Here is a 23,212-nt window from a genome sequence, read left to right on the forward strand (position 1 = left end):
AAGTAGTGTATTTTTCACACTAACTCAAATTGTCACTAAAAAATCAGATTCTCTTTCGATTTTATTTTCTCAGGATCTAGCTCAACAACAGCCTGTATTTCGTTCAGCTGTTTTAGTTGTGATAAAAACAGTTCTAAATCCTCTTCGTCAATAAATTCTTTGATCAAAATGAAGTAATCTACCGCTTTCATCTCCGGAATGAGGAAGCCTTCATTGCCTTTATTGGCTAAAAAAATAAATTCGCATTCAATGTTTTCTGGATAATAAACATACCTCGAAAAAAACTTTTTAGGAGCATTTTTGAGTGATATTTCCAAATCTTCCGTTTTTCTGAAATCGGATTCTGTAAATTTATTGATGGCAAAACATAGGCGGTAGTCCTTCGAGGGCGACGTCAACGCAATAAGTTTGAAGTCAAAATCAAGTTCGACGTGTAATAATTTTTTATTCAAAATATAAAGATTAATTTCGGTGATTATTTAGCCGTTTTATCAATGATTATTTGTCCAAAAATAGGTCAAAAATAAAAAGGTTTGATATTTGATAGAATTTATTTTTCTTTGCACAGAATTTTTAACCCTTAATTTTAAGTATTATGTCTGATATCGCTTCAAGAGTAAAAGCAATTATCGTTGAGAAACTAGGTGTAGACGAAGGTGAAGTAACACCAGAAGCGTCTTTCACAAACGATTTAGGTGCTGACTCATTAGACACCGTTGAATTGATCATGGAATTCGAAAAAGAGTTTAACGTAGCTATTCCAGATGATCAAGCTGAAACCATCAGTACTGTTGGCCAAGCTATCACTTACTTGGAAAAAAACGTAAAGTAATTATTGCTTAATTGATTAAATGGAGCTTAAAAGAGTTGTTGTTACAGGATTAGGGGCGCTTACTCCAATTGGGAAAACTGTTCCTGAATATTGGGAAGGTTTAGTGAATGGGGTAAGCGGTGCCGCTCCAATGACACGTTTTGATACTGAAAAATTCAAAACGAAGTTTGCCTGCGAGGTGAAGAACTTCGTCGCTGAAGATTATTTAGAGAAAAAGGAAGCTCGGAAATTAGATCCATTTGTTCAATATGCATTAGTTTCTACAGAAGAAGCCGTTAAAGATGCAGGTTTAGACTTTACCAAATTAAACACCAATAGAATTGGTGTAATTTGGGGAGCTGGAATCGGCGGCTTAAAAACATTTTTGGATGAGATTATGACTTTTGCCAAAGGCGATGGAACGCCAAGGCTTAATCCATTTTTTATTCCGAAAATGATTATTGACATTGCTCCAGGTCATATTTCTATGAAATATGGATTGCGTGGACCAAACTTTTCTTGCGTTTCTGCATGTGCTTCATCAACCAATGCTTTGATAGATGCTTACACCTATATTAAGTTGGGTAGGGCAGATATGATCGTGTCTGGTGGTTCAGAAGCCATTTTGAATGAAGCAGGAATTGGTGGTTTTAACGCAATGCATGCGCTGTCTACCAGAAATGATGATCCTAAAACAGCTTCTCGTCCGTTTGATAAAGACCGTGATGGTTTTGTTGCCGGCGAAGGTGCAGGAACCATTATTTTGGAAGAGTTGGAACATGCAAAAGCTCGTGGCGCAAAAATTTATGCAGAAATTGTAGGCGGAGGCATGAGTGCCGATGCAAATCACATTACGGCTCCTCACCCAGAAGGTTTAGGCGCTAAGTTGGTGATGCAATCTGCTTTAGATGATGCAGGTATGAAAACTACCGACATTGACTATATTAATGTTCATGGTACTTCTACGCCATTGGGAGACATTAGCGAAACTACAGCAATTGTTAATTTGTTTGGAGAACATGCTTACAAATTAAACATTAGCTCAACAAAATCTATGACGGGTCACTTATTGGGGGCTGCGGGTGCAATTGAGTCTATTGCTTGTATTTTAGCTATACAGAACGGAATTATACCGCCAACCATCAACCATTTTACAGATGACCCAGCTATTGATCAGAAATTGAACCTGACTTTTAATAAGGCTCAAAAAAGAGATATCAAAGTTGCATTATCAAATACATTTGGTTTTGGTGGACATAACGCTTCTGTTATTTTTAAAAAGTACGAGGACTAATTGATGCCTTTAAGTCGTCATTTTCTTTACAATTCTTTTTAATGGCAATGCCGACTTATCTCAATTATTGAATGCCGTTAGCTAAAATTTATAAGCTGCACCTTTCTCCAGACCGTAAATACGTAAAGAGGATGAAAAATTTACTGGGCTTTGTTCCGGGAAATTTAGCGCTTTATAAAATGGCTTTTCGACATCGGTCTATGGCCTTAGTTTTAAAAAACGGATCTAGAAGCAGTAACGAACGTTTGGAGTTTTTGGGCGATGCAGTTTTAGGATCTGTTATCGCAGAAGTGCTTTTTAAGCTGTATCCCTATAAGGATGAAGGCTTTCTGACAGAGTTACGATCAAAAATTGTGAGGAGAGATAATCTTAACCAGCTCGGTAGAAAACTCGGTTTTCAGGAGCTTATCGATTTCGATTCGAAAACAATTAATGTAACCACTAAACAAAGCTCTTTATTGGGCGATGCTTTTGAGGCTTTAATTGGAGCTGTTTACTTAGATAAAGGATACGATTTTACTAAAAGCTTTATATCCGATCGAATTATAAAGCCCCATGTTGATATTCACACTTTAGAACTTACCGAAACCAATTTTAAAAGCAAGCTGATTGAATGGTGTCAAAGCCAGTCAAAAGAGATTTCTTTTGAACCAACTGCAAACGCGGAGGGTGATAGTAATAAGCTTTTTTCAGTGCAAGTGCTGATCAATGGTGAAGCAATGGCAAGCGCAACTGACTACAGTAAAAAAAACGCAGAAAAGCTTGCCGCAGAAAAAACTTGCGAAATGTTGAGTATTTAACGTCCGTTAAGTCAAAAAACCTTATTTATCTCCATTTTTCTTTGTAACAACTGAACTACTTCTGAGTTTAATTCATAGAGAAGTATGAAAGCTTGGTTTCGAGCGTTTTTATGGAATAAGATTTGACTGTTACTATAAATGAAAAATATAACCGATTTTTTTTGGTTTTGCTCTGGTGCGCATATCCAGACATTAAAAAAGTACCCAACAGAACATAATAAATATGTAGGCATAGGCGCTACCATATTTTTTACTGCGCTATTCGCATCCCTTTCTGGTGGCTACGCCATGTACTTTGTTTTCTCGGGGAGTAATTTTGCCGTGTTTTTTTCAATTCTTTTTGGAATAATCTGGGGCTTAGCCATTTTTAATATGGATAGGTATATTGTTGCGAGCATTAAAAAAACCGGAGACACAAACACACAAATATTGCAGGCATTGCCCAGAATTTTGTTAGCCATAATGATTGGTATTATTATTTCCAGGCCCTTAGAGCTAAAGATTTTTGATAAAGAGATTCGTCAAAAGTTAAAAACAAGCTACTTAAATGGACAACGTTCAAAAATTGATACCTTAAACAAAGCATTTACCAACAAGTACAATATTGAGCTAACAAAGACGCAGGATCTTAAGGCCGAAAAAGACTCTTTAGAAAAAGACATCAATAAATCAAGATATATACTTAATCAAGAGGTATTTGGAGATAAAACGAACCAAACCAGTGGTATAAATGGCTATGGAACTTATGCAAAACAAAAGGAAGCTGTAGTAACCCAAAAGGAGCAAAGACTTTTGCAGGTACGTAGTGATTTATCGCAAATGGATAAAATTATTAATACCCGAAAAGAAATTGAAGGTTTAAATAGTACAAAATTATTTAACGAAACACAGTTGGACAGTTTGTCTAACGTCGCCGGTTTTGCCGATAGAAATTATGCATTAGGTCAGCTTTCTTATAACCCAGATGGTAGCAGAGATGTTGACACTTATTTGGCAATCTCTTTTATTTCGTTTTTGTTTATTCTGTTGGAGTGTTTGCCCGTTTTTGTAAAGCTGATTAGCGATAAAGGACCTTATGATGTGGCTGTTCAAAATGCGGAAGAGGTAGCTTTACACCAGAGTGAAAAAGAAAAAGAACATCTGATTAAGGTTACAGACAATGTGCAAGACACCAAAAACGGTGAAGAAACTGAGAAAGAGAAAATATTTGTAAGGAGAAAAGTGAAGCGGGATCTGGATGAAAACTGATAGTTACAAAAATTAGATAATAGTTTTTAGGGCTGAGTAGCAAAGAACAAGCCCCTTTATTCGTAAGCTGGGGTGTAGCGACAGCCCACAGCTCTGTTTTTTTTAAGGAGCGAGGACTATAGCGGAAAACCAGACTGCAGAACTTGATGCGTGTTGCCGTTCTCTTTCAAATTAATTTGCTAAATTTCTATGTATATTTTGTAATTTGAGCCATTCAAATTTTATACTAGTCCCCGAGTTCAATTTAAATGGCTGATACCCAAACGCAGGAAGAAACCTTCACTTTAGACGAGATTTTAACGTCGTTAAAAGTTATACACCGTTTAATTTTATGGAATGATGATGTTAATTCTTTTGACCATGTTATTCATTGTTTGATGAAATATTTGGATTACTCAGAGAGCCAGGCCGAAAAGATTGCTTGGGCAGTACATAACGACGGAAAATGTGCGGTTTTGGAAGGCTCCTACACAGAAATGGAGATTTACCGTAAAATATTAAAACAAGAACGCCTGACCGTTACGGTTGACTAGGCTCTTTTAAAAACCTTAATTCTTCTATATTTTTTCTTAGCCTTTAAACTATTTCTTATTTTCAGAGTCTATGCAATTTAACCGTAACCAATTCTGCACTAATTTGAATTTCAAATACCTTTATATTTCGATCATAAGCTGTTTTTTGATTTTTTGTAAAATTAGCGTTTTGGCACAGGAAGTAGGGACTTTAAATGGGGAGGTAACCGACCTTGGAACTAAGGAAACTATACCTTTCTTGAATATCCTGCTGTTTAATAGTGCTGATAGTTTAACGGGGAAGTCTTACCAGTCTGATGTTAATGGTGCATTTTTGATTAAAAACTTGACCTTTGGTACCTATACGATAAAGTTTTCCTTTGTTGGCTACCAAACTAAAACAGTAAAAAATATTTTATTAAGTGCTGATAGGCCCGATGTGGATGTGGGTGTGGTTGCGCTTAGCTCGGATTTGACAATGCTTAACGAAGTTGTTGTTGAATACATAAGGCCTACTGTGGAAGTGCAGGATGATAAAATTGTTTACAATGTAGATCAAAGTATTTTTTCTGAAGGGAGCGTTGCAACCGATATTTTAAAAAATGTGCCCTTGGTTACTGTAGATATTGACGGAAAGGCCACCATTGCTGGTAAAAGAAATACCAGGATTTTTATTGATGGAAAACCATCTGACTATAGCGCTTCTAGCATTGGGGAGTTGCTAAGTGTGTTGCCATCTGACGCTTTGGAAAGCATTGAAGTGATTACAGATCCCTCAGCAAAATTTGATGCGGATGGTGACGGAATTATTAATATTGTGATGAAGAAGGGTAAAAAAGTGGGTCTCAGCGGAAATGTTACTTCACGGGTAGGTACCCGTGGAGACTATAATTCTGGAATTTTTTTATCGAAAAAGGACAAAAAATATGCGTTTACGGGTAACATAGGATATAATCACAGCAACACTTTAAATAGGGGAAATTCTAATAGAAGTAATTTTTTTACAGACACCACTTACAATAACCAAACAAACAATAATGAACGTTTTAACGATGGTTTAACTGCAAGATTTGGCGGTAATTTGGATATCGACTCTGCACAAAGTATCAAGTTTTCGGCCCGGGGTGGCTTTAGCGATGGCCAAACGGTTTCATTATCTGATAATTTTTACCTGGATAATGAGAGCGCACTAAGATATAACCGACAACAGAAGAATAAAAGCGGGAATAGCTACCTAAACTATAATTTTGATTTTGATTATTACCTAAAGTTAAAAAACAAATCATCATACAATTTAGGTCTGGTATATGCCAGAAATTCGTCTGAAAGCGATAGGGATTTTTCCAGATATCTTTATAATCCGGATGGTTCTTTGCGCTCAGATCCATCTTTACAATTAAACGATAACCAAGCTTTAGGTAATAATTTGGATATTAATTTGGATTATAATAGGTCGTTTAACTTTTTACGTACAAAGTTAGAGGCGGGTGTTAAAAGCGCATTTAATAGTTCTGATGAAGACCAGCGAGCGCAGCTATTTGATTATAATAGTGGAATTTATGAGATTAACCCATCGTTGACAAACAGCTTTAACTTTAGTCAAAATGTATATTCTGCTTATGTTTCTGCTAGGTTTAAAATTAATAAGTGGAGTTTAAGAGCAGGTAACCGGGCAGAGATTACGGATGTTAGTTTCAAGGAAGAAAGTGGATCAAGCTTTTCGATAAAACCGTACACAAATTTTTTCCCGAGTCTGTCTGTAAATCGCTCTATAAATAATAAGTACAGTCTAGGTCTGAGCTATAATAAGCGAATTGCCAGACCCCGACAAAACGCACTAAACCCAATTATAGACGATTCTGATCCCCAGAATCTACGCTTTGGAAATCCGAATTTAAGCGCATCCATCACAGATCAGTACGAATTGCGATTTAGTGTTTTTAATAATACCTGGTCAGTTTCTCCACGATTAAGTTATGCAGAATCTAGCAAAATTATTGAACGTATTAAAACCGTTGATGCTGATGGTAGCAGTGTAACCACTTATCAGAATTTAGCAAATAGCTCGTCCTTTAGCTTTAATGTGTTTGCAAATTATAAAGCTTCAAAAAACCAGAATTTTAATGGGAGTTTTACAGTAAGTAAAATTGAGTATAATTCTGCGGTGAATGCAGCTTATAATAGAAATGGCTACAACATTAAAACCAACGTGGGCGGAAATTATTCGTTTGGTAAAAAAACATTTGCGGAGTTAAATGTTTATTACCTTAAAAGTACAGCGGCGCAGGGAGTTTCTAGCGGAACGGTACAAACGCAGTTTGGTGTAAAAAGAAATATGCTGAAAAACAAGATTGCTGTGAGGGTTACTGCGGTGGACCCGTTTACAGAAAGAGGTTTAAAAACCATTACTGATGGTCCAAATTTTTACCAAGAAAGTTTAAATATACGCAGAACCCGAAATTTTCTTTTGTCTTTAAGTTACAGGTTTACCAAGATTGAAGGTAAGGCTAAATAAAGCTAAAAATAACAAGCCGTATGGTCTCTGCCTCGTACAGGCAATCTGAATTTTATCGCAATTTCGTGTGATCCTTTTTCTGCTTTCGCTAATGCGGTATTCGTAAAATCATACGAATAGCCTACCTGTAAATCTGGTGTAAGAAATACCGAAAGTAAGGCGTCAAAAGAATCTAAGGTGCGATAGGATGCACCTAGCCAAACTTTTTCGTTTAACAGGAAATTGGCATTAATATCAAACTGTGTTGGCGAGCCGTTTACGTATTTAATTAATAAGTTGGGTTTAAATTTTAAGTTTTCGTTAAGATCTATTAAATAGCCTGCTTGTAAAATGTAATGCGGACGATAAGCTGTTTTATTTGCAGATTTTGCAAGTGAGCCCAAATCGCGGTAGAAGAAATGAGGAGCAGAAATACCTACGTAATATTTGTCTGAAAATAGCATAGCACCCCATCCGAAATTAACACGCATGCCATTTAAATCTTCAAAAACCGGGTCGCCAGGTGATGCTGGACTTTGTTTGAAATTTTCTGAATAGTTTGCACCTAGGTTGCTAGAGCCAGCGTTAACACCAACAGAAAAATACGAGTCGGTACCAATAGGTACCCGTTGCGCTAAACTAATATCGCCACCAGTTTCTCTAATTACCTCGCCAATTTGGTCGTTAACTAAAATACCGCCTATAAAGGTATTGCTCTCCCCAATGGGACTGTGTACTGATAAGGTTTGTGTATTTGGCGCACCTTTAAAACCTACCCATTGGTGTCTGCTTAAAGCAGTTATGGTCAAAGATTCGTCGAGCGTAGAATATGCCGGATTTATAGCTAGGGTGTTAAACATATATTGTGTATACATGGCTTTTTGCTGCGCAAAACAATTTAGCGCTACAATCAAAACCATGAATGTAAATACATATTTCATTTATTATTTTCCTATTAACCTCGATGCTGGTATGCACTGGGAGTTTATACGAAAAGTGAGGAAAAAAGGTTTCTAAGTGGGGCGAAAAATCCCTACATTTTTTTGATTAAACTATGGGTTAATCGTTTGATAGCTTGTGATATAAAAAAGGCAGATTGTTGTAATTGAAGGGAGTTGCCGGTGAGAATTTTGCTTTAGGCTATCGAATCTTTCGGGAGTAGAATTCAGAAAAACCGTCTCTATTAAGTGATATGATGTTAAAACTACTTAATAGAGACAGTTATAATAAAAAATAGATCTGGCGAACAGTGCTAAGGATTATTTAGAAAAGCTATTTAAGCAAGCCATCTAAACTGTTATAAGCTACAGAATGATAGTTAGGTCGGGCGGTTTTATAAATGTCCTGTGCCAATTTTTTGCCTTCTGGGGTTTTTATCATTTCTTTATAAAGAGGCATCAAAAACTTTCTGCGACCCACGGTAACTAAAAACTTGCGCATAGCAGGGTAGGCCACAGCATATTTGGTTTTTATGGCCATTACATACCAGGCACATTGCACTTCTGCATTTGTAGAATTGGTAAAATTAAATTCGGTGTCCAGCGAAACCATTAATTCTGGGTCTAAATTATCGGGTAACTTGTTAATAAAATAAAGTTTTTCATTTGTTGATTTCAGCACTTTACTTAAGCCAAGGGTGTTTTTTGTGGTCAATAGGTTTTGAACCAGCGTATCAATTTTTGAGAAAACGGGGCTTAATGGTGCAATAAACTCTTTTGGCAAACCGGGCTGGTAAACCCAGGCGTAAGAGTCAATCTGCTTTTTAACTTTATCATCGCCTTTAATTAAAAGCACATTAAGTTCGTCTAAAAAAGTGTCGTTATCTATACTTTTAAAAGCATGGCGGTTAAAATAATCTTTTAAAAAGGCATCAAACTTCTCCCTACCAACTGCATTTTCTATCGTTTTTAAAAAGAAATAACCTTTTTCGTAAGCGATGTCAGAAACACCATCATCTGGGTCTCTGCCTGTAAAATCTACTTTTAGGCGAGTGTCTGGGTTTTTGTTCCCAAGCTCTTTAATGTTTTCCATTAAGCTGTGGTAACCTAATACTTCCTGCATTTTAGCTTCTTCTTTTCCGTAAAGCGTTTCAATAATTCTTCGTTCAAAATAAACGGTAAAACCTTCGTTCAGCCAGAAATCATTCCAAGTGGCATTGGTAACTAAGTTTCCGCTCCAGCTGTGCGCCAGTTCATGCGCTACTAAGCTTACCAAAGATCTATCGCCAGCAATTACGGTTGGCGTGGCAAAAGTTAACATAGGATTTTCCATCCCTCCAAAAGGAAAGCTAGGAGGCAAAACCAGAACATCATACCTTCCCCAACGGTAATCGCCGTAAATTTTCTCTGCTGCGTTCACCATTTTGCCCATATCGGCAAACTCATAAGCTACCTTATCTAGCATTTCGGGTTCTGCGTAAACACCAGTTCTTTTATCAATTGCCTTAAAGGTGATATCACCAACAGCTAAAGCCATCAAATAAGATGGAATTGCATTTTTTTGCTCAAAATGATATTTTCCTTCCGCATTTTTATTTGTAGGGTTTTCTGCACTCATTAAGGCCATTAAGTCTTTAGGTACAGTTACAGTTGCGTTGTAGGTAAAGCGGATGCCCGGACTGTCTTGCGTTGGGATCCAGCTACGGGCTAAAATAGCTTCGGACTGTGTGAGTAAAAAAGGCTGTTTTTTACCAGCTGTTTGTTGGGCATTTAACCATTGCAGCGCTTTGGCATTTTTACTGGTGCTGTAGTAAATATTTACCTTTTTAGTTTCGGGTTTAATAGGAATACTCAAAGCTTGCCCTAAAATTTTTACTTGGTCACCTAAAGCAAAGAAAACCTCAGCTGTATCGGTGTCTAAAGTTACTTTTTCAATGGTTAACCCTTGGGTATCAAAAATAATTTCGTCTGATTTTGTAACATGTTTTATAGTCCAAACGGCGAGTCCGTTAAGCTGTTGCTTAGTAAAATCCACGGCTAAGGTTAAGTCTAAATGCGTAACCACGTTTTCTTTTGGGTTAGCAAAAGAATGCGGATCTGAACCGGTAGAAGTTTCGTCCTGATTATCGTCGGCAGTTTTTATGTTCTGCGTACAAGAAAGTAGCATAAAGGGAATAAGAAATAGTAAGTTTTTCATGCCGATTGTTTATTTAAACTTGATGGTAATATTTGCAAGGTGCGGAATTTTCTCTGTAGAGCCCGCCCAGCCACTGTTGTAGTTTTTGATGATGTTAATTGCGGCCACGCTAGCTTTTTCCGAAAAGGTAGCGATAATTTTGAAATCAGATAGTTCGCCGTTGGTGTTTATTACAAACTGGAGTTGTACTTTACCTCTTCCTATATTTGCTAACTGTGCCTGTTCATCCACATAGTTTTTAAAGTTTCGCCAACCTACCTTTGGGCCAATTTTATTATTTGCAATGGCGTTCGGGCTTCCATAGCCAACTACCACAACTTGGTTTAGGGCCGCTAAATCTGGCTTAAGGCTAATTAAAATCGAATCTTGCTTTTGAACAACAATTTTTTTGGTTTCGTACCCTAAATAGTTAAAAACCAATCCGTCTCCATTTGTTGCATCTATGCTGAATACGCCGTTTACATCAGCCTGTTTTGCTACGCCAGTTTCCAGATTTTTAACGGAGGCACCAGGTATCACCGTTCCATCTGTTCCGTCAACTATTTTTCCGCTTAATTTGACAGTCTGTTCAGCTTTATCTACTCGCATCATCCGGGAAGCCATTAAATTTTCGGCGACCATACCAGCTACTGCTCCTGCTAGTTCTTGTTTTTTAAGGGTGGGCGCAGAAGTAGCTATCGTAACTTCTTCCAAAGCTGTTGAAGAATCTGCGTGTGCTGATACATTGGCTAAGGGTTCTACCACAATATCCTGATCAGTGCTGTAAATATCTTCTTCTTTGGTTCTCAACGCTGTGCTTTTTGCAATTTCTGCGGGCAAACTTATCGTCGATAAGCTATTTAAATCACCAGAATCTGTGTGTTCTGGTGGAGCGATTTTTAACTTCTCAGCCTTTGGAATATCTTCTTTTTGCTGTATATCATTTAACGCAATCGTTTGGTCATTAGGGTTTTGGTTAAAATAAATACTGCCCAACGCGATGCATAAAAGTATAGAGGCCGCAATGCCCCATTGCTTAACTCCCCAAACTGGCGTAATAATCTTTGCAGGCGCAATCCTATCGGCCAAGTTTTTATAAAGGATTTTGATTTCTTCGTCTTTAACACCCAACTCTTCATATCCGTCTAGCGCATCCTGTAAAAAAACATCATCCAAAGCTCTAGCTTCCAACTTGTTTTTTTCGGTTGGGCTTAAAGTTCCGTTATGATATTTACGGATCAGGGCTATATCGTCTTTTGGGTTATTCACTACTTTTTTCGATGCAGATTTTTAGATTTCTTTTTCCGTTTTGGATATAACTTTTTACCTTCTTAAGCTCATAGCCGGTTCTATCGGCAACTTCGGTATAACATCTTTGTTCCAGGTAAAAAAGTTTTAGTGTTTGCTGTTGCTCTTCAACAAGTGTTTCCAAGCAAGCTTCCATCAGCAACAAGCGGTTTTCTTTTGTATCGCTATCATCATGATGCAGTAATGCATCGGATTCCACAAAAGTATCCTCAATATTTACGATAGTCACTTTTTTGCTTTTGCGTAACTCCATCAAACAAAAGTTTCTGGTTAAAACGTAAAGCCAGCTCTTGAAATTTTTTACCTCGTGATTTCTTAATTTATGAATCAGCTGTTCAAAAATCTGCATTACCGCATCTTGGCTTTGTTCTGGGTTTTTAAAATACTTTAAACAAACCCCATAAACCAAAGGCATGTAATTTTTATAAAGGTTGCCCAAAACCTGTAAATCACCCGAATCTTTAAAAACGGTAACAAAATGTTCGTCCGGAAAATTGGCTTCTTTACGTTTAGGGTCCATTACCATCTAATACCAATAATAAAAAAAATAATTGGGCTGTTTATGGAAAACGGTTCTAAATAGCATCATGTTATCAAATTTAGAAATAACATTATGAAAAATTTACTTTCCCTCCTTATTGTTACCCTTATTTTAAGTGGCTTTAAAACCGATGACAGCAAAGTAGTTAGTGGCTATGTTTTTGATAGTCAGCAACTCGCAATCTCAGGCGCAGTAGTAGCTGCTAAAACAAATCAAAAAATTAAAGTGGTAACGGATTTAAACGGACATTTTAAGATCAGTGTTTCGCAGAAAGAAAAGATGCTGATTGTTTCTGCTATAGGTTTTCACACACAGGAAGTGAAGATTCGAAATATGGAGCTGAAAGTGGTTTTAAAACCTGATACGGAAAAACTAAATGAAACTGTAGTTATCGGTTATGCTACACAAAAAAGAAGTGAAATGGTGGGCTCGGTTGCGACTATGGGAAATAGCAAAATGATGGCAGTAAGAGGCTATACCGCAAGTCCGATGTATATCCAGCAGGATTTTAATACCGAAAATTATAACGCCATCAGTGAAAACGGATTTAAAAACCCAAACACCGATCCGCTTTCTACTTTTTCTGCGGATGTGGATGCAGCATCGTATAGCAATACGCGTAGGTTTATACAACGCGGACAATTGCCTCCAAAAGATGCAGTGAGAGTAGAAGAGCTGATTAATTATTTTAGTTACAACTATCCCGAACCAAAAGGAGCAGATCCGGTTAGCATTACAACCGATGTTGCCGATGCGCCTTGGAATAAAAACCATAGGTTGGTACGTATCGGTTTAAAAGCAAAATCAATTAAAACAGAGAGTTTGCCAGCTTCTAATCTGGTTTTTTTGATTGATGTGTCTGGATCTATGCAAGGACCCGATAGACTGGAGTTATTAAAAACATCCATGAAGTTGTTAACTGATCAGTTACGCCCCAACGACAAAGTTGCCATTGTAGTTTATGCAGGTGCGGCAGGTTTGGTATTGCCCAGCACAAACGGAAACGATAAACAGAAAATTAAAGATGCTTTAACCAATTTGTCTGCTGGAGGCTCAACCGCTGGCGGTGCCGGGATTAAACTAGCCTATGAAACTGCAAAAAGTAATTTTATTAAGGGTGGAAACAATCGCGTGATCTTAGCAACCGATGGAGACTTTAACGTAGGCGCAAGCAGTGATTCGGAAATGCAAAGAATGATTGAAGGTTACCGGAGTGATGGTGTTTTCTTAAGCGTTTTGGGTTTCGGAAGCGGGAATTTAAAAGACAGTAAAATGGAAACAATCGCCGATAAGGGAAATGGAAACTACGCGTATATTGATGGAATTAATGAAGCCAAAAAAGTATTGATCAATGAGTTTGGCGGAACGCTATTTACCGTAGCTAAGGATGTAAAACTACAGGTAGAATTTAATCCGGCTAAAGTAGAAGCTTATCGCTTGGTAGGTTACGAAAACCGTTTACTAAACAATGAGGATTTTAAAGACGATAAAAAAGATGCGGGTGAAATGGGCGCCGGGCATACCGTAACTGCATTGTACGAAATCATCCCGAAAGGGTATAAAGATGAGTTTGTAAAGAAAGCCGATGAGATGAAATACCAGAAACCTGCCGGTGTTAAATCGTCTAACGAATTATTGACCGTAAAAATGCGTTACAAACAACCCGATGGAAACCAAAGTAAAGAACTGAGTGTTTCATTGTTGGATAATAACCCGAAAATAGAAGATGCAAATATAGATTTCAGGTTTGTTGCTGCTGTTGCGGAGTTTGGACTGTTGATTAGAGATTCGGAATTTAAACAAAATGCTACCTTTGAGCAGGTTATTGCTATGGCAAAAAAAGCGAGAGGCCAAGATGATAACGGGTACAGAGCAGAGTTTGTTCAGCTTGTTGAAAATGCTAAACTACTTTCTAAAAGTATAAAAACCTCAAAAAACGAAGATGAGTAACGCGAAATTTAAAATAGTTTTATCGGCAATGTTGGTGCTTGCAAGCACAGGTGCATTTGCACAATTGGGTAAGTTGCTTGATAAAGCAAAAGCCGTTGCAAATACAAGTACAGGAACCATGGGATTAAACCCCACAGACATTGCAACAGCACTTAAACAAGCGTTAGAGCTTGGAACAACTAAAAGTGCCGACTTACTTTCGGCGCAGAATGGTTTTTTTGGAGACCAAGCAGTTAAAATTTTATTTCCGCCAGAAGCGCTTAAAGCCGAAGCAACACTGCGGAAATTAGGTTTAAACAAAATGTGCGATGATGCCATTTTAAGTTTTAACCGGGCAGCAGAAGATGCCGCGAAAACTGCAAAGCCCATTTTTGTGAGCGCTATTAAAAAAATGACCATTAAAGACGCAACTGATATTTTAATGGGTAGTAATGATGCGGCAACAAATTATTTTAAAAAGACAACCACAGATTCTTTAACCAAAGTTTTTAACCCAATTGTGCAACGAAGTATTGAAAAAGTTGGCGCAACCAAGTATTACGCTGATGTTGCAGAACGCTACAACAAAGTGCCTTTTGCTGCCAAAATAAATCCGGATCTAAAAGCTTACATTACGCAAATGGCAATTGACGGCATGTTTAAAAAAGTTGCCGCAGAGGAACTTAAGATAAGAGAAAATAGTGCTTTTAGAACTACCGATTTGATGAAAAAGGTTTTTGCCCAAGCAGATAAAAAGTAAATAATAAACATATTAAAGGAAGGAACGTAAACGAATCCTTCCTTTAAATTTAAAAATTTTGGTCATCTGCACTCGGACCATAGCTGCCCGGGATTGGGATGTTCAGTAATCTCAAATATACACCCAACTGTGCTCTATGATGGATTTGCTGTGCAATGCTCATCCTAATTACTTCATACTTGGTGTCCTCGCTAAAAATTTGATCACCACTTCTTAAAACCCACATTTCATCCAACGTTTCTAGCTTTGCATTTTGTAAAGCTGTTAATGATTTATCAACAGAGCGGTCAAAAAATTGAATTAGAGAAATGGTATTGTCCACATCATCAATATGATGCGTGTTATTTGCAAAATCCAGTTCTTTTGTTTTCAAAACCATCTCTGGCCACGATGGCAAATCGGCAATGTGCGTTGCCAAACTTTTAATGTTCATGCTTTTTTCATGAGGTTTCCAGCTGTATTTGTCGTTTGGGACAATTGAGAGCATTTTTCTGGTGGTGGCAGCTTCCTGCTCAAGTTCTTTAGCCAATAAATTAGTGATTGTTTCCATTGTATTTAAGGTTGTTTATACAAAGAAACTGAGGCGTACTGACAGCCCTATGTCAGTGGAGGAAATAAAAATTTCAAATTAAAAATCAACGGGCAATAACTTCATGTAATCTTCTAAGGCAATATGGTTTTCTTTTGTAAAAGGTTCGTTTAAAATCTTGATGCTGATTATCCTGGAAACCTTAAAATCCCGATAATCATTTCTAAGGTGGCACCAAGCTATTAAATGCCAGCTAAAAGCATAAAAAATCAAACCAACAGGTTCTGTTTTTCTATCGCTCAACTCCTCCTTTGCATTTTGATAGTCGAACCGCAACATGCACTTATCTGATATTGCATTTTGTAAACAGGAAAGGTTTTGGTAATCGTTCGTTAGTCTTTGAGGAATTTGAAACTTAATATTCTTCGCTAAAAACTCGATTTTTTCTTTCTGTGCTGGTTTAAGTACCGTTTTTACTTTTGCTAAAGCAGATTGATAATGGTTTTGAATAGATTGATCGCTGAACGCGTTCAACAAATGTTCTACCAGCATTAATGCATTTGCTTCCTCTAAGCTAAAACTAACTGGCGGCAAAAAATATCCATTTACCAAATAGTAGCCTTTTTGTGGTTCAAAACAAATTGGAATTCCCTGTTCATTCAGTGATTTTAAATCGCGGTAAACGGTACGAATGCTGATGTTGAATTTTTCGGAAATTTTTTCGGCAGCTGTAAATCTATTTGATTGTAGCATGGTTGAAATTCCAAAAAGCCGATCAATCCTATTCATAATATGAAACTATTAATTTTTATCGAGTCAAAAAGAATATTTTACAAGTATTCTTTCTTTTTGTCTGTAAATTGCGCCCTTTGGAGACCGTAAAATCTCCAGTTCTTGTTTGGCAACGTTGTTGTCAACTAATAAAAATAGCGAATGAAAAAATTAACCCTTATTACCATACTTTCTTTCACAATATTATTGTCAAGTTGTGATACTTTAAACCAATATGCCGGCCAATACGGAGGTGTACTTAATCAGGCTTTAGGTACTCCATCAACCACAGAAATGAGTTTGGGTTTAAAGCAAGCTTTAGAGTTTGGTACAAACTATAGCACCGAACGCCTATCTGCAAAAGATGGTTATCTAGGTAATTTGGCGGTAAAAATATTTTTTCCGGAAGAGGCGAAAAAAGTGGAGAATGCGCTAAGAGCAATAGGCTTAAACAGTTTGTGTGATAATGTAATTACCAGTTTAAACCGAGCTGCCGAAGACGCGGCACAACAGGCAAAACCTATTTTTGTAAATGCCATTAAACAAATGACCTTTCAGGATGTAACCAATATTTTGTTGGGACAGCAAGATGTGGCAACGCTTTATTTTAAAAGAACCACAAGCGCCACACTAGCTTCTAAATTTAGCCCTATAATTAGTAACAGTTTAAGCAAGGTTGGCGCTACCAAATATTGGGGCGATGCAACCAGCGCATACAACAGACTGCCACTGGTTAAACCGATAAATACCAATTTAACGAGTTATGTAACAGACCAAGCTATAGACGGTATGTTTATAGAAGTTGCGAAAGAAGAACTAAAAATAAGACAAAATTTGGGTGCCAGAAGTACTTCCTTATTACAAAAAGTTTTTGCTTACGCCGATCAGCAGAAAGGAAATTAACCGACTACAGCCATTATAGTTGATGTTCAGACTTTCCGCTGAGGTGTAGCGAGCGGAAAGCATTTATAATGAGATTTCTCATTACACACCGTAACTTGTCCCGGTCTGCCTATCGTATAAAAGGAAGCGGGGACAGTGTTTTGAAGTGAGTGCGACAAACCGATATTTCCGAAGAGTTTGTTTGGAACGAAGTAATGTAGCGTGAAAAAGAGAAAAAATGGAGGTCATTCACCTCCGTTTTTTATTTAAAACGTTTTTTAACTTTTATCTTAACACATAAAGCCCTATTTTTGAAATCAAATATCAAAAACACAATGGAAGAAAATTTTGACTATCAAAAATACAACTGGTTATACTATGTAATTGGTTTGGTATGTGGTGCTTTAACTGGTTTAGCTGTAGAAGGTCATATCCTTATTGGTGCAATTTTAGGTGTGTTAACCGGCGGGCTGTTTCAGTTCTTGATTAACAAAAGCCGTGGAAAACAACAAGCCTAAGCAAGAGCTTCCCCCCTTTATAAAAAATTGGAACCAGTTTTACGCAATTGTTTTGTGTTGGCTGGTTTTTTTGATTTTAATATTTAACCTCATTACTTTTTACTTTTCATGAGTTGGATAGACTGGCTGGTGCTTTCTGTTACCATTTTGTTTATTGTAATTTATGGGATTTACAAAAGCAGGGGTAGCAAAAATATTGACGGTTACCTGCTTGGCGACCGTTCTCTGCCTTGGTATAACGTAGGTTTATCGGTAATGGCTACCCAAGCTAGCGCCATTACTTTTCTTTCTGCTCCGGGTTTGGCATATTCAGACGGAATGCGGTTTGTGCAGTTTTATTTCGGGCTTCCGATAGCCATGATTATCCTCTGCATCACCTTTGTGCCCATTTATCACAAGCTTAAAGTTTATACCGCTTACGAGTTTTTAGAACAGCGCTTCGATTTAAAAACCAGGGCTTTTACTGCATTTCTTTTTTTGATTCAACGAGGTTTATCTACCGGGATTACCATTTATGCGCCCTCCATTATTTTATCAACGATACTCAATATCAATACCACCTATACCACGCTTTTTATTGGGAGCGTAGTGGTTTTATACACCGTTTACGGAGGAACAAAAGCAGTTTCTTACACGCAAATGTTGCAGATGAGCATTATTTTTTGTGGGATGTTTTTAGCCGGATTTATGGTAGTACAGCTTTTACCCGGCGATGTAGGTTTTGTAAAAGCTTTAAAAATTGCCGGTAAAATGGATCGTATGAATGTGATTGATTGGAATTTTGATTTAAATAATCGATACACCGTTTGGACGGGGATTATTGGTGGTTTATTTCTCCAACTTTCTTACTTCGGGACAGATCAATCGCAAGTAGGGCGTTACTTAACAGGCAGTTCTGTTGGGCAAAGCAGGATGGGTTTATTGATGAACGGGATGTTAAAAATCCCGATGCAGTTTTTGATTTTGCTCATAGGAATTTTAGTTTTCACCTTTTATCAGTATCAAAAGCCACCGGTTTTCTTTAACAGTTACGAGGTTAACAAAATAGAGAACTCCAGCTATAAAGCCGAGTTTAAAGAACGCGAGCAAGATTTTAATTTAGCTTTTGCGGATAAAAACACGAAAGTGTTAGCGCTTGACAAAGCTTTGAACACTAATCAAAATGTGGAGCAAGCTAGCGCCGAAGTTAAAGAAGCCAACGAAAACCTAGAGCAGAAAAGATTGGATGCTTTAGCGGTGATGAAAAAGAACAATCCGGATGCGGACTTGGACGATACCAACTATGTGTTCTTAACCTTCGTAACCCAGCATCTGCCGAAAGGCTTAATCGGATTATTGATTGCTATTGTTTGCATGGCATCTATGGGTTCAACTGCGAGTGCTTTAAACTCGTTGGCATCTACTACTTCTGTAGATATTTATAAACGATTAATCAATAAAACTGGGAGCGATTTAAAATACCTCAACATCAGTAAAATCACTACTTTTTTCTGGGGAGTCATTAGTATTGCGATGGCGCTTTTTGCCAGCAAACTGGGTAATTTGCTAGAAGCGGTCAACATTTTAGGTTCGCTGTTTTACGGAACCATTTTAGGGATTTTCTTAGTGGCTTTTTATTTTAAGTCCGTGGGTGGAAAAGCAGTGTTCTACGGCGCAATTATCACCGAGGTTTTCGTATTTATCGCATTTAAATACGATTGGATGGCTTATTTGTGGCTCAACCTTTTCGGTTGTATTTTGGTGATCGTCTTTGGATTGCTACTACAATCAATTTTCAAAGAGAAGAAAACTGCACAATAGCAATAGATTCTCTTTTCTCACACTCAATATTGCTGGCACATTTTGTGTTATTTCGACTAAAAATATAAAGCTATGAAATGGTTAGGAAGACGCAGTAGCAGCAATGTAGAGGACCGCAGAGGTTTATCAGGCGGAAAAATTGCAGCAGGAGGCGGAATTATAGGCGTCATTTTTTTGATTGCCCAAATGTTTTTAGGTGGCGATAGCGCTCAGGTTTTAAACCAGATTCAAAACCAAGTAGTACAGCATAGTGGCGGAGGCGAGCAAAGAGAATTAACTGAAGAGGAAAAAAAGCAAGGTGAATTTGCTTCCGTTGTTTTTGCAGATACCGAAGATGTTTGGGGTAAGCTTTTTTCTGAAGAAGGCAGTAACTACCAGCAACCTAAAATGGTTTTATTTACTGATGGTGTGCAAACAGAATGTGGTGGCGCCTCTTCTGCGGTTGGTCCTTTCTACTGTCCAGCAGACCAAAAAGTATATATTGATCTTTCCTTTATGGAGGAGCTAAAAAATAAATTTGGTGCAAAAGGGGGCGATTTTGCAACGGCTTATGTTATCGCTCATGAAGTTGGTCACCATGTGCAAACCTTGTTAGGCACTTCTGCAAAAGTTAACCGAGCACAACGTGGCTTAAGCGAAAAAGAATCGAATAAATTATCTGTCGCTTTAGAATTACAGGCCGATTTTTATGCAGGTATTTTTGCGCATTACAATAAACAGTATTTAGAAGAAGGGGATATTGAAGAAGCTATGAGTGCCGCACAAGCCGTTGGCGACGATGCCATTCAACAAAAATCGCAAGGGCGCATTGTTCCTGATGCTTTTACGCATGGAACCTCAAAACAAAGAATGTATTGGTTTATGAAAGGTTACAATTCCGGAAATATGAATGAGGGAGATACTTTTTCTGAAATGTAGAGATTGTTCCCAAAGAACGCAGGGTCGTCTGCGACAGACCCTGCTAGTACAGAATGTTTGATTTCTAATTTCCAAAAGACGCACAGCAAGAGCTTCCCCAAGAAAGGCTAAAAGCACAACGTTTTGTACAGCTTTAATTCGACCTTGGCCTTTGCGGTACAGCTGAAAGAAGTTTAACCACTAACTTTGTAGCAAAGGGCGCAGTCGAGAGTTTTTTGGTAACTTTTTTGCGGAAAAAAAGTGACTAGCCCTCCGGCGGCAATGAGCCGGGGGAGATTTTATTAGAGACGAATCCTGATTAACATCGTCCAAGCAGGGTCTTTCGCAGAAGACCCTGCGCTGTTTGATTTTTTAAACGTTGTTTGGTAGAGTAGCTAAAACAGTAACACCACCTTTAACCACCTCATTCAAATTTACATTTACTTTGGTTCCTAGCGGTAAAAAAACATCTACTCTAGAGCCGAATTTGATGAAGCCAAATTCCGCTGCTTGTTCAACTTCGTCACCCTCCTTTAAGTACCAAACAATTCTACGAGCTAAAGCACCAGCAATCTGTCGGTATAAAATTTCAAAACCTTTTTTATGGGCTACAACCGTAGTGGTTCTTTCATTTTCTGTTGATGATTTAGGATCCCAAGCCACCAAGTATTTGCCGGGATGGTATTTAAAATACTTTACAACCCCGCTAATTGGGTTTCTGTTGATATGCACATTTACAGGCGACATAAACACAGATAACTGCAGTCTTCTATCTTTGAAATATTCTCCCTCCTCGGTTTCTTCAATAACAACCACCTTACCATCGGCCGGGCAAATAATATGCCTTTCGTCGATAGTTAAAGTACGTGTTGGGCTTCTAAAAAACTGGACGATGGTTATAAATAAGAATAAAGAAACCGCATACCACAGCCATACAAACCAAGTAAGATCTGGCAAATAATAATGAATAACAGCATTGGTTATGGCTATAAATAAAACGCAAAGCGCTAATGAGGTATATCCTTCTTTATGAAAAGTCATTTTTTAAAAATTTTAGCGAAATTACTAATAAGTAATCAAATAGAGGTAAACGAAAATTACTGGGGCAGAAAGAAGCAAACCATCAAAGCGATCTAACACACCGCCATGCCCTGGAAGTATCTTGCCCGAATCCTTAACATCTATGCTCCTTTTAAACATCGATTCCACCAAATCGCCTAAAGTGCCGAAGCAGGAGATAATTAATCCCATGGCCATCCAGTGATAAAAAGCGTAATCGGTGTAAAACATGGAAATAATATAGGCAACCAAAACACTGGTGAAAATCCCACCAATAAAGCCTTCCCATGATTTTTTTGGCGAGTGTCTTTCAAACAAACGGTGCTTCCCAAACTTTACTCCAAACAGATAGGCACCCGTATCATTTGCCCAAAGCATCAGAAAAAAAGCTAGTGCCAAATGAGAGTTATAGGTACCTGAAATAAATGCAATACTTACGTAAAAAACAAAGGGTATTACGGCGTAAATCAATCCTAAAAAAGTGTAGGCTATATTGCTGAACGGGAGTGTAGATTTTTTATAAAGCTCGCGGATAAAAATCCCAAAAAGTAATGGGATATTAATGAGCAACCATTTACTTTCAAAATTGATAAAGAAACGACCAGCCACAGATATAAAAATAACAAGCGCTGCAATGTAGCCCATGTTTTTATGCGGACGTAATCCGGTGGTGTTCACCAATGAGAAAAACTCCACCAAACACATCAAGCTTAAAAATAGGTAAAAGGCAACAAACACATAAGGTCCTCCCAGTAAAGAAGCCAACATCACTAAAACAAAAATGAAACCCGTTATAGCTCTTGTTTTCATTATAAATCGTTTTGTAAAATAATTTCTAAAGCTTGTTGAAAGTGTTGGTTGGGTACATTGATATGCACTTCGCCAAACTTATAAGAAGTATCTTGTTTGTTCATCAGCACAGCCTCAATATCATGGTCTATTAAAACCTGACGTACAATTTCGGCTTTGTAGAAATCTGTAGAAGTATAAATTTTAACCCAATCTTTATCCATATATGCGTGTGGTTTTCTTGGTTTGTTTAAAAAAAAGAAAGAGTAAAGCTAAAGTAATTATCGCACTAATAAGGTAGCCATAAGTATTAAAAGAACTAGTCTGGTCTAAATTATCTAAGCCTTTACCCTGTTTCTGCATCACAAAAGCCACCAGCACAGCACTTCCATTGTTTAAAAAATGCCCCAGAATTGGTAAATATATGCTTTGCCCATACACCAATAAGTAGCCAAAGAGGGCACCTAAAATCATCCGCGGAAAAAAACCATAAAACTGCATATGTATGGCGCTAAAAATAATAGCAGTTACCCAAATTGCGGTGTGATGGTTTTTAAACCATTGCCCTAAAATGTTCTGCAATCCGCCTCTAAAAAACAGTTCTTCGCCAATTGCTGGGATCACTGCCACCATTAAAAGCGTAATTGCCAAGTCGCCATAATCTTTCATTACCAATAGCTTTTTGGTTATTTCACCAGCTTCCAGTTCTTTGGCTTTCATCCAAATTTCCAGCTCTTTTAAAAAGGCAGGTAAATTCATTTTTTGATTTACCAAAGCAACCCACTCAAAAATAGGAATGGCAAAAAGCATCAATAAAAAAACGGTTAATAGTAAAGCCGGGTTTAACTTATTGTCGAAATAATAATAGTGCTTCGGGTTAACCTCGTTAATATATGCGAAAGCAATTGGTCCGGCAATAAACATTCCAGAAGAACTGCTGATTTGTATAGCCCTAAGTAGGTTTATATCCATGTCTAGCGGATTCCCCGTAAGCATAGCAATGTTTGTGTTACCGCTGATTAAAAACCAAATCAGTAAGCCGATAATGGTGAATACCACAGCACCTACCAAGGTGCATAAAATCAAAAACATGATCTGCAACCAAGGGTGGTAGACATTTGCTTTCTGCAAGTGAGGCATAATAGATACTTTTTTG

The 23,212-nt window shown here is 37.6% G+C and carries 23 protein-coding genes; 12 read left to right on the forward strand and 11 right to left on the reverse strand.

Annotated features, from left to right (window positions below; translation table 11 throughout):
- Positions 1-35: 35 nt before the first annotated feature.
- Positions 36-452 carry an IPExxxVDY family protein gene (locus B176_RS0106595; protein WP_017258000.1) on the reverse strand — a complete coding sequence of 139 codons (417 nt, stop codon included), beginning with the start codon at positions 450-452 and terminating at the stop codon, positions 36-38.
- A 143-nt stretch (positions 453-595) separates the two neighbouring features.
- Here B176_RS0106595 and B176_RS0106600 point away from each other — a divergent pair, with 143 nt between their 5' ends.
- The 6 genes from B176_RS0106600 to B176_RS0106625 all read left to right on the forward strand — a co-directional run bounded on the left by B176_RS0106600 (position 596) and on the right by B176_RS0106625 (position 7,180).
- On the forward strand, positions 596-832 hold the full coding sequence (locus B176_RS0106600; protein ID WP_017258001.1) for an acyl carrier protein: 237 nt from the start codon (positions 596-598) through the stop codon (positions 830-832).
- Between the two features lie 19 nt (positions 833-851).
- Positions 852-2,105, forward strand: a complete 1,254-nt coding sequence (gene fabF, locus B176_RS0106605; RefSeq protein WP_017258002.1) for a beta-ketoacyl-ACP synthase II — start codon at positions 852-854, stop codon at positions 2,103-2,105.
- A 71-nt stretch (positions 2,106-2,176) separates the two neighbouring features.
- Positions 2,177-2,905 carry a ribonuclease III gene (gene rnc / locus B176_RS0106610; protein WP_017258003.1) on the forward strand — a complete coding sequence of 243 codons (729 nt, stop codon included), beginning with the start codon at positions 2,177-2,179 and terminating at the stop codon, positions 2,903-2,905.
- A 138-nt stretch (positions 2,906-3,043) separates the two neighbouring features.
- Positions 3,044-4,153, forward strand: coding sequence for a DUF4407 domain-containing protein (locus B176_RS0106615; protein ID WP_017258004.1), 1,110 nt, complete (start codon positions 3,044-3,046; stop codon positions 4,151-4,153).
- A 248-nt stretch (positions 4,154-4,401) separates the two neighbouring features.
- Positions 4,402-4,686 carry an ATP-dependent Clp protease adaptor ClpS gene (locus B176_RS0106620; protein ID WP_017258005.1) on the forward strand — a complete coding sequence of 95 codons (285 nt, stop codon included), beginning with the start codon at positions 4,402-4,404 and terminating at the stop codon, positions 4,684-4,686.
- 169 nt (positions 4,687-4,855) lie between these two features.
- The gene (locus B176_RS0106625; RefSeq protein ID WP_161603014.1) at positions 4,856-7,180 is read left to right on the forward strand and encodes a TonB-dependent receptor domain-containing protein; all 2,325 of its coding nucleotides are present in this window, start codon (positions 4,856-4,858) and stop codon (positions 7,178-7,180) included.
- Positions 7,181-7,182: 2 nt separating this feature from the next.
- Here B176_RS0106625 and B176_RS0106630 read toward each other — a convergent pair whose 3' ends face one another.
- The 4 genes from B176_RS0106630 to B176_RS0106645 all read right to left on the reverse strand — a co-directional run bounded on the left by B176_RS0106630 (position 7,183) and on the right by B176_RS0106645 (position 12,101).
- Positions 7,183-8,100 (reverse strand): PorP/SprF family type IX secretion system membrane protein, encoded by a 918-nt coding sequence (locus tag B176_RS0106630; protein ID WP_026063197.1) that lies wholly within the window; start codon positions 8,098-8,100, stop codon positions 7,183-7,185.
- A gap of 331 nt (positions 8,101-8,431) precedes the next feature.
- Positions 8,432-10,294: a M1 family metallopeptidase gene (locus tag B176_RS0106635; RefSeq protein ID WP_017258008.1), complete on the reverse strand. Its 1,863-nt coding sequence runs from the start codon at positions 10,292-10,294 to the stop codon at positions 8,432-8,434.
- 9 nt (positions 10,295-10,303) lie between these two features.
- Positions 10,304-11,542 (reverse strand): carboxypeptidase-like regulatory domain-containing protein, encoded by a 1,239-nt coding sequence (locus B176_RS0106640; RefSeq protein WP_017258009.1) that lies wholly within the window; start codon positions 11,540-11,542, stop codon positions 10,304-10,306.
- Entirely contained in the window at positions 11,535-12,101 is a 567-nt protein-coding gene (locus B176_RS0106645) for an RNA polymerase sigma factor (protein ID WP_017258010.1), read from the reverse strand. The genes B176_RS0106640 and B176_RS0106645 overlap by 8 nt, the downstream gene beginning before the upstream one ends.
- A gap of 93 nt (positions 12,102-12,194) precedes the next feature.
- Between B176_RS0106645 and B176_RS0106650 the strand changes: the two genes are divergently transcribed.
- Both B176_RS0106650 and B176_RS0106655 read left to right on the forward strand, forming a co-directional pair.
- Positions 12,195-14,072, forward strand: a complete 1,878-nt coding sequence (locus B176_RS0106650) for a vWA domain-containing protein (protein WP_017258011.1) — start codon at positions 12,195-12,197, stop codon at positions 14,070-14,072.
- Positions 14,065-14,811 (forward strand): DUF4197 domain-containing protein, encoded by a 747-nt coding sequence (locus tag B176_RS0106655; RefSeq protein ID WP_017258012.1) that lies wholly within the window; start codon positions 14,065-14,067, stop codon positions 14,809-14,811. Before B176_RS0106650 ends, B176_RS0106655 begins: the two co-directional genes overlap by 8 nt.
- Positions 14,812-14,860: 49 nt before the next feature.
- Here the strand turns inward: B176_RS0106655 and B176_RS0106660 are convergent, their stop codons facing one another.
- Positions 14,861-15,361, reverse strand: a complete 501-nt coding sequence (locus B176_RS0106660) for a DinB family protein (RefSeq protein WP_017258013.1) — start codon at positions 15,359-15,361, stop codon at positions 14,861-14,863.
- A 78-nt stretch (positions 15,362-15,439) separates the two neighbouring features.
- On the reverse strand, positions 15,440-16,129 hold the full coding sequence (locus B176_RS0106665; protein WP_017258014.1) for a helix-turn-helix transcriptional regulator: 690 nt from the start codon (positions 16,127-16,129) through the stop codon (positions 15,440-15,442).
- A gap of 144 nt (positions 16,130-16,273) precedes the next feature.
- On the opposite strand from B176_RS0106665, the gene B176_RS0106670 reads away from it, so the two are divergent.
- The 4 genes from B176_RS0106670 (at position 16,274) to ypfJ (ending at position 20,229) form a co-directional block, all read left to right on the forward strand.
- Complete coding sequence (locus B176_RS0106670; protein ID WP_017258015.1) at positions 16,274-17,014, forward strand: DUF4197 domain-containing protein; 741 nt, start codon at positions 16,274-16,276, stop codon at positions 17,012-17,014.
- Between the two features lie 314 nt (positions 17,015-17,328).
- Positions 17,329-17,511: a hypothetical protein gene (locus B176_RS19120; RefSeq protein ID WP_017258016.1), complete on the forward strand. Its 183-nt coding sequence runs from the start codon at positions 17,329-17,331 to the stop codon at positions 17,509-17,511.
- 108 nt (positions 17,512-17,619) lie between these two features.
- Positions 17,620-19,311, forward strand: coding sequence for a sodium:solute symporter (locus B176_RS0106680; protein WP_017258017.1), 1,692 nt, complete (start codon positions 17,620-17,622; stop codon positions 19,309-19,311).
- Positions 19,312-19,383: 72 nt separating this feature from the next.
- Positions 19,384-20,229: a KPN_02809 family neutral zinc metallopeptidase gene (gene ypfJ, locus B176_RS0106685; protein ID WP_017258018.1), complete on the forward strand. Its 846-nt coding sequence runs from the start codon at positions 19,384-19,386 to the stop codon at positions 20,227-20,229.
- Positions 20,230-20,580: 351 nt separating this feature from the next.
- Here the strand turns inward: ypfJ and B176_RS0106690 are convergent, their stop codons facing one another.
- The 4 genes from B176_RS0106690 to B176_RS0106705 are packed head-to-tail and all read right to left on the reverse strand — an operon-like array spanning position 20,581 to position 23,196.
- On the reverse strand, positions 20,581-21,249 hold the full coding sequence (locus tag B176_RS0106690; protein WP_017258019.1) for a phosphatidylserine decarboxylase family protein: 669 nt from the start codon (positions 21,247-21,249) through the stop codon (positions 20,581-20,583).
- A gap of 24 nt (positions 21,250-21,273) precedes the next feature.
- Positions 21,274-22,077 (reverse strand): phosphatidate cytidylyltransferase, encoded by an 804-nt coding sequence (locus B176_RS0106695; protein WP_017258020.1) that lies wholly within the window; start codon positions 22,075-22,077, stop codon positions 21,274-21,276.
- Positions 22,077-22,280 (reverse strand): putative signal transducing protein, encoded by a 204-nt coding sequence (locus tag B176_RS0106700; protein ID WP_017258021.1) that lies wholly within the window; start codon positions 22,278-22,280, stop codon positions 22,077-22,079. The genes B176_RS0106695 and B176_RS0106700 overlap by 1 nt, the downstream gene beginning before the upstream one ends.
- Positions 22,273-23,196: a CPBP family intramembrane glutamic endopeptidase gene (locus B176_RS0106705; protein WP_026063199.1), complete on the reverse strand. Its 924-nt coding sequence runs from the start codon at positions 23,194-23,196 to the stop codon at positions 22,273-22,275. Before B176_RS0106705 ends, B176_RS0106700 begins: the two co-directional genes overlap by 8 nt.
- Positions 23,197-23,212 lie beyond the last annotated feature (16 nt).

Source organism: Pedobacter arcticus A12 (assembly GCF_000302595.1).
Taxonomy (GTDB): Bacteria; Bacteroidota; Bacteroidia; order Sphingobacteriales; family Sphingobacteriaceae; genus Pseudopedobacter; species Pseudopedobacter arcticus.